The 7,293-nt window shown below is 71.5% G+C and carries 6 protein-coding genes; 3 read left to right on the forward strand and 3 right to left on the reverse strand.

What is annotated here, in order from left to right; translation table 11 throughout:
- Nucleotides 1-188: 188 nt before the first annotated feature.
- Entirely contained in the window at nucleotides 189-1,556 is a 1,368-nt protein-coding gene (locus ACFWTE_RS29255; protein WP_378783153.1) for a cystathionine beta-synthase, read from the reverse strand.
- Between the two features lie 384 nt (nucleotides 1,557-1,940).
- On the opposite strand from ACFWTE_RS29255, the gene ACFWTE_RS29260 reads away from it, so the two are divergent.
- The 3 genes from ACFWTE_RS29260 (at nucleotide 1,941) to ACFWTE_RS29270 (ending at nucleotide 4,919) form a co-directional block, all read left to right on the forward strand.
- Nucleotides 1,941-2,993, forward strand: coding sequence for an SGNH/GDSL hydrolase family protein (locus tag ACFWTE_RS29260; protein ID WP_378783154.1), 1,053 nt, complete (start codon nucleotides 1,941-1,943; stop codon nucleotides 2,991-2,993).
- 144 nt (nucleotides 2,994-3,137) lie between these two features.
- Nucleotides 3,138-4,358: an acetyl-CoA C-acetyltransferase gene (locus ACFWTE_RS29265; protein WP_378783155.1), complete on the forward strand. Its 1,221-nt coding sequence runs from the start codon at nucleotides 3,138-3,140 to the stop codon at nucleotides 4,356-4,358.
- Nucleotides 4,359-4,667: 309 nt separating this feature from the next.
- Nucleotides 4,668-4,919: a DUF4287 domain-containing protein gene (locus ACFWTE_RS29270; RefSeq protein ID WP_378783156.1), complete on the forward strand. Its 252-nt coding sequence runs from the start codon at nucleotides 4,668-4,670 to the stop codon at nucleotides 4,917-4,919.
- Nucleotides 4,920-5,038: 119 nt separating this feature from the next.
- On the opposite strand, the gene ACFWTE_RS29275 is transcribed toward ACFWTE_RS29270, so the two are convergent.
- Both ACFWTE_RS29275 and ACFWTE_RS29280 read right to left on the reverse strand, forming a co-directional pair.
- The gene (locus ACFWTE_RS29275; protein WP_378783157.1) at nucleotides 5,039-5,971 is read right to left on the reverse strand and encodes a Bax inhibitor-1/YccA family protein; all 933 of its coding nucleotides are present in this window, start codon (nucleotides 5,969-5,971) and stop codon (nucleotides 5,039-5,041) included.
- 227 nt (nucleotides 5,972-6,198) lie between these two features.
- Nucleotides 6,199-7,125, reverse strand: coding sequence for a proline dehydrogenase family protein (locus ACFWTE_RS29280; protein ID WP_378783158.1), 927 nt, complete (start codon nucleotides 7,123-7,125; stop codon nucleotides 6,199-6,201).
- Nucleotides 7,126-7,293 lie beyond the last annotated feature (168 nt).

Raw genomic sequence — 7,293 nt, forward strand, 5'->3', positions numbered from 1 at the left:
TGTCCGTTTACGGGTTGGGCGGCCCCCCCCCCCCCCCCGGGGCCCCGGGCCGGCGTCCGGAGGGAACGCGTCCCGGGGCCCGTGGAGGCCCTGCGGAAGGTCGGTCGACCGCGGGGACCGGTAGAGACCGCGGCGCGGCGAGAGGCAGCCTGGGCGACGCGAGCCCGCAATGGTCCGCGGAACACGGCCTAGGAGGCCAGGTGGGCCAGCAGGTCCTGGCGGGTGAGAATGCCCACCGGCTTGCCGTCGCGCAGCACCACCAGGGCGCCGGAACCGCGCAGCAGGCGCACGCAGTCGCCGACCGGCGTGCCCGTGCCGACCGTGGCGAGCGGCTTGCCCATGTGTGTCTCGACCACGTCGTCCAGCTGGGCGCGGCCGTCGAACAGCGCGTCCAGGAGGTCGCGCTCGGCGATGGAGCCCACCACCTCGGCGGCCATGACCGGAGGCTCCTCCTTCATGACGGGGAGCTGGGAGACGCCGTACTCCCGCATGATCGCGACGGCGGTGCCGACGGTCTCGTCCGGGTGGCTGTGCACGAAGTCGGGCAGTGCGCCGCCCTTGGCGCCGAGGACGTCCCCGGCCGTGGCCTCCTCCGTGTCAGCGGTCAGGAACCCGTAGTCGGACATCCACTCGTCGTTGAAGATCTTGCCGAGGTAACCGCGTCCGCCGTCGGGGAGCAGGACGACGATGACGTCGTCGGGCCCCGCGTCCTTGGCCACGCGCAGCGCGGCCTCGACGGCCAGGCCGCAGGAGCCGCCGACCAGGAGGGCCTCCTCGCGGGCGAGGCGGCGGGTCATCAGGAAGGAGTCCTTGTCGCTGACCGCCACGATCTCGTCGCACACGGTCGTGTCGTAGGTGCCGGGCCAGATGTCCTCGCCCACGCCCTCGACCAGGTACGGGCGGCCGGTGCCGCCGGAGTACACGGAGCCCTCGGGGTCGGCGCCGATGATCTTCACCGCGCCCTGGGAGACCTCCTTGAGGTACCGGCCGGTGCCGCTGATGGTGCCTCCGGTGCCGATGCCCGAGACGAAGTGGGTGATCCGCCCCTCGGTCTGGTCCCAGATCTCCGGTCCGGTGGAGTGGTAGTGCGACTCCGGGTTCTCGGCGTTCTCGTACTGGTTGGGCTTCCAGGCGCCGGGGATCTCGCCGGCCAGCCGGTCCGAGACCGAGTAGTAGGACTCGGGGTGCTCGGGGGCGACCGTGGTCGGGCACACCACGACCTCGGCGCCGTAGGCGCGCAGCACGGACAGCTTGTCCGGCCCGACCTTGTCGGGGCAGACGAAGACGCAGCGGTAGCCCTTCTCCTGCGCGACGATCGCCAGGCCGATACCGGTGTTCCCGGAGGTGGGCTCGACGATGGTTCCGCCGGGGCGGAGCGCACCGCTCTTCTCCGCCGCCTCGACCATGCGGAGAGCGATGCGGTCCTTGACCGATCCTCCCGGGTTGAAGTACTCGACCTTGGCCAGGATCGTCGGCGCGAGCCCCTGCGCGACCTTCCGCAACCGGACGAGAGGGGTGTCCCCCACCAGGTCGATCAGTGAGTCGTGTACCCGCACTTGTGCTCCCTCAGCATCGTGGCGACCGGGTCTTCGGCCCGCCGTGTCCTCGCCCCGGCGGCGAGACCGGGGCCATGGGCCGGTCCGGCCCGTCCCACCCCGACTCTAACGTTTCCCACCAGGGTGTTCGGCGCGTGGAACGCGGTGCGGACCGGCCCCCGGGCCCGCCCCCGCGGACTGTCGGAGGCGGTTCCCGGGTCCGTGTGCCGCGGCGCCGTACGGTGCCCGGGGCTCGGGCGGTCTCACCCGGACGCCCGTCCTCCCCCGCGCCGAGGAGCGGAGGGTGTGCCGCGCAGGTACGTGACCCGCGGGTTCCCCGCCGGTAGCCTCGCACGTAACCGGCTCGCCCAGGGCAGGCGGGTCCGAGGACTCGGAGGTCGTCCTGTGCTGCGAGCCGCACGCGCACGGCGGATCGCCGCTGCCACCGCGTTCGGTGGCGGCGGACTCACACTCGTGGGGGGCGGCACGGTCGCGCTCCTCTACCTCCAGGCGAGGTGGGCCCGCCGCGCCGTCGGCACCACGGAGTGGGACCGCCCGGTCGTCAACGGCGTCTACGGCGACGGCGAGGGGCCACCGGTCCGGATGCTGATGATGGGCGACTCCACCGCCGCCGGGTTCGCGGTCGCCCGGGCCGACCAGACTCCCGGTGTCCTGCTCGCCGCCGGGATCGCGGCGGCGGCGGAGCGCCCGGTCCGCCTGCGCTGCACCGCCTCCCCCGGTGCCACCTCCGCCAACCTGGCCGCCCAGGCCGAACGCGCACGGGCTCTGGAACCGGGTGCGCGCTACGACGTGGCGATCGTCTTCATCGGCGCCAACGACGTCATCCGCCGCGTCCGCCCCAACGACGCCGTCGCACGGCTGCGCGAGATCGTGCGGGCGCTGGTCGGCCAGGGGACCGCCGTCGTCGTCGCGACCTGTCCCGACCTGGGGACGGTCCGCCCCATCGGCTGGCCGCTGCGCACGGTCGCCCGCCGGGCCTCGCGGCAGCTCGCCGCGGCGCAGACGATCGCCGTCACCGAGGTCGGCGGTCGCACCGTGTCCCTGAGCGACATCCTCTCCCACGATTTCCGGACGGACCCTACTTCGATGTTCGGGCCTGACCGTTTTCATCCGTCAGCTCGCGGGTACGCGCAGGCCGCGTTCGCGGTCCTGCCCTCCGCCTGCGCCTCCCTGGGGCTGCTCCCGGAACTGGACGAGGCACGTCGGACGCGGGGCATCCTGCCCGTCGACCGGGCCGCCGTGGTCGCCGCGGAGACTCCCGGCACGGAGGTCTCCCGCGCGGCTGCGCACGTCAGCGACCAGCCGTCGGGTGGGCGCGGCCGGTGGGCCGCGTTCATCCGGAGCCCCTTCCGGTTCCGGGCCCACGACGAACGCGAGGAGGGCGCCGCCGAACTCGGGGAGGCCCACACCGCGCAGCTCCCCGGCGACCCCGCCTGAAGGCCGACCCCGGGTGGCGTACGGAGGCGCCGGACGGGTTTACTTGTCAGTAACAAGACATGCTGTGGCCTGTCCCGGTGCGCCGATCGCCCGGCCGAAACCCACAGCCCGCACGCAGCACCCCAACCGATAGGGACGAAGCCCATGCCCGAAGCAGTCATCGTCGCCACCGCCCGCTCCCCGATCGGCCGCGCCTTCAAGGGCTCGCTCAAGGACATCCGCCCGGACGACCTGAGCGCCCAGATCATCGGGGCCGCCCTGGCCAAGGTCCCCCAACTGGACCCCGCGGGCATCGACGACCTGATGCTCGGCTGCGGTCTGCCCGGCGGCGAGCAGGGCTTCAACATGGCCCGCATCGTGGCGGTCCAGCTCGGTCTGGACACGGTCCCCGGCACCACCGTGACGCGTTACTGCTCCTCCTCGCTCCAGACCACCCGGATGGCGTACCACGCCATCAAGGCGGGCGAGGGCGACGTGTTCGTCTCCGCGGGCGTCGAGACCGTCAGCCGCTTCGCCCACGGCAGCAGCGACAACCCGCAGAACGAGAACCCGCTCTTCGCCGACGCCAAGGCGCGCACCGAGAAGCGCAAGGAGGGCGGCGCCCCGGCCTGGACCGACCCGCGCGAGGACGGCGTGCTGCCCGACGCCTACATCGAGATGGGTCAGACCGCCGAGAACGTCGCCCAGGCCACCGGTGTCTCCCGGCAACGCCAGGACGAGTTCGCGGTCCGCTCGCAGAACCTCGCCGAGAAGTCCCTCGACAACGGTTTCTGGGAGCGCGAGATCACCCCGGTGACCCTCCCCGACGGCACCGTGGTCAGCACCGACGACGGCATCCGCCGCGGCACCACCTACGAGAAGGTCGCCGGCCTCAAGCCCGTGTTCCGCCCCGACGGCACGGTCACCGCGGGCAACGCGTGCCCCCTCAACGACGGCGCCTCCGCCGTGGTCGTCATGAGCGACACCAAGGCCGCCCAGCTCGGCATCACGCCGCTGGCCCGCATCGTGTCCACCGGCGTGACCGGCCTGAGCCCGGAGATCATGGGCCTGGGCCCGGTCGAGGCCTCCCGCCAGGCCCTCGCCCGCGCCAACATGGCCATCGGTGACATCGACCTGGTCGAGATCAACGAGGCGTTCGCCGCACAGGTGCTGCCCTCCGCCGACCAGCTGGGCATCGACATCGACGGCACCCTCAACGTCAACGGCGGCGCCATCGCGATCGGCCACCCGTTCGGCAGCACCGGTGCCCGCATCACCGGGACGCTGATCAACGGCCTCCAGTTCCACGACCGGACGTTCGGCCTGGAGACCATGTGCGTCGGAGGCGGCCAGGGCATGGCGGCGATCTTCGAGCGTCTCAGCTAGGTTCCGCGCTCCACGTCGGCCCGAGGGCCCTCGGCCGCCCTTCGGATTCCGAATTCCGGTGGGCCCCGGGGGCCCTTGCCACATTTTCGGGCATTTCCGACAATTCGCCCATGGATGCCTCTTGCCCTCGGCGTCGCCGGAACACGCGTGGTTCGCCGACAGCACATCCGGGATCGTCTGTCAGGTCTTCCCAAGCGAACGTTCCCGCACCAGCAAGGTAAAAGCTGATGACCGGGGCTTGTCCGGGACGTGATCCTGATGCAGGGTCGCAGGTAAGTGCCACACACCAAAGCGCTGCCGGAGGTGCCTATGTCGGTAACCCACTCGCCGGAGATCCACGCCAAGCTCATCGAACGCATCCCGGTCGTCACCGGCCGAGGACTCCACGAGTGGTTCGACGCCCTCGACAAGGGACCGGGGCTGCTCCGCTGCCAGGACAGGTCCAACTGGCTCGCGGACGAGTACGAGTTGCCCCAGTGGTACGCACAGGCCCTCGTGACGGAGTACGACCGCCGTCGCAGGAACCGTTCGATCCCGGCACCGCGCCGCGAGAACGCCTGACCACAGGTTCCACGACCGTCACCGCACGCGACATGACGAAGGGGCCGCCACCCGGATCTCCCGGGTGGCGGCCCCTCGCCACGCGATGTGAAACCCCCTCGGCCACCGGCCGAGGGTCGCTACTCGGCGAAGATCGTCTTGATCATCCAGAGCAGGCGCAGGATCTCGATGTAGAGCCAGACCAGGGAGACGGTCAGGCCGAAGGCGAACTGCCACGCGAACTTCTCGGGGATCCCGGCGTTCAGGCCCTCCTCGATGCCCCGGAACTCCAGGGCGAGGGTGCAGGCCGCGATGACGACGAACACGAGGCCGACGATCAGGCCCAGCGGGCTGGGCTCGCGGATCCCGATGCCGCCGGAGATGAAGAAGCTGGCCACGAAGTTCACCAGCATGAGCGCGGCAGCGCCCATGGTGGCGTACATGACGACCTTCATGAAGCCGTCGGTCACCTTGATGATGCGGAACTTGTAGAGCGCCAGCATCACGGCGAACACGATGACGGTACCCAGCACCGCCTGGGTGACCAGGGCTCCGCCCGCACCGGCGTCACCGGTCGTCGCCTCCAGGGACGAGGCCAGGAGCGCCGAGAGCCCGCCGACGAGCAGGCCCTCCAGGGCCGCGTAGGCGAGGATCGCGACGGGGTTGGTGATCTGCTTGAAGGCGATCACCAGCCCGAGCACCAGGCCGCCGAGGCCACCGACGATCATCAGGCCCAGGGTCAGGCCCGGAGCGAAGGGGTCGAAGAGGAAGTAGTTGACGACGGCGAAGAGCGCGACGACACCGAGGGTCATTCCGGTGCGCACGACGACGTCGTCGATGGTCATCCGCTGCTCGCCGGCGCCCTGCACCGGTCCGCCCGGGTAGCCCTGCTGGGGGTAACCCTGCTGGGGATATCCCTGCTGCGGGTACTGCTGGCCGTAACCCTGCTGCGGGTACGGTTGTCCGTACCCCGGCTGACCGTAGCCCTGCTGACCGTACCCCTGGTGGGGGGCCCCGGCCGGGGCCTGCTGAAGTGCCCGCTTGAGGACGGGGTTGGAACTCCGCATCCGCATGTCTAGTAATGGCCTTTCACGCGTGGATTGCTGCCCACAAGGTAACGCACGGGACCGACACGGGGTTCCACCGGACAGATCACTGTTGGGAAACGGGGCGGGCCGCCGACGGCGGTGCCGCGCGGTGTGCGGAGCACCCGCCTCGGCGCGACGGGGACGTGGGACGACGCGGGCCCGTGCCCGCTCGGCGCGGCACGGGCCCGGGGCCGTCCGGGGGACGACGCTCCCTAGCTGCGCGTCACCAGCGAACGGGCGAGGAAGAGCACGTTGGCCGGGCGCTCCGCCAGACGGCGCATGTAGTAGCCGTACCACTCGGTGCCGTAGGGCACGTAGACACGCATCCTCATGCCCTCGGCGGCGAGGCGGACCTGCTCCGCGTCGCGGATCCCGTAGAGCATCTGGTACTCGTAGTCGTCGGCCGAACGGCCGTTGAGCTGGGCCAGCTCACCGGCGATGGCGACCATGCGCGGGTCGTGCGAGGCGACCATCGGGTAGCCCTCGCCCTCCATGAGGACACGCAGGGCGCGCACGTACGCCTTGTCGACCTCGGCCTTGTCGCGGTAGGCGACCGACTCGGGCTCGTCGTAGGCGCCCTTGCACAGGCGCACGCGGGAGCCGGCGCCGCTCAGGTCGCGGCAGTCCGCCACGGTACGGCGCAGGTAGGCCTGGAGCACCGCGCCCACGAACGGGAAGTCCTCACGCAGCTCGCGCAGGATCCCCAGGGTGGAGTCGACCGTGGTGTGGTCCTCCATGTCGAGGGTCACCGTGGTGCCGATCGCCTTGGCGGCCTCGGCGATCTGCCGGGCGTTCTCCAGGGCGGTCTTCTCACCGTCCCTGTCGAGGAACTGGCCGACGGCCGAGAGCTTGACCGACACCTCGGCCCGGTCTCCCAGACCGGCCTCGCCCAGTGCGGCGAGGAGGTCCTGGTAGGCGGTCACCGTCGCCGTGGCCTGCGCCGCGTCGGTGGTGTCCTCGCCCAGGAAGTCCAGGGTGACGTGGCGGTCCCTGGCCAGGTCCGCGACGGAGGGGAGCGCCTCCTCCAGGGTGGAGCCCGCCACGAACCTGTGGACCATGGCCCGGGTCATGGGCGTGCGCTCGACGATGGTGCGGCAGGTCGCGGACCTGGCTGCGAGCAGAAGGGGCTTACGAAGCATGGTGACCTCGAAGAAGACGTGCACGAGCCTGTGGGCTGGCGCGGACGGGGCAGCGGCCGGGGGGTGTCCCCGCGGGTGCCGGTGGATTCCTCGGGGGGCGGGAGGGCCCGCACCCCCTCAGGACGGGAGGGGGGGGGGGCCCGGGGCTACCCCAGGTGGGGGGAGGAG

This window comes from Nocardiopsis sp. NPDC058631 (assembly GCF_042716955.1).
Classification (GTDB): domain Bacteria; phylum Actinomycetota; class Actinomycetes; order Streptosporangiales; family Streptosporangiaceae; genus Nocardiopsis.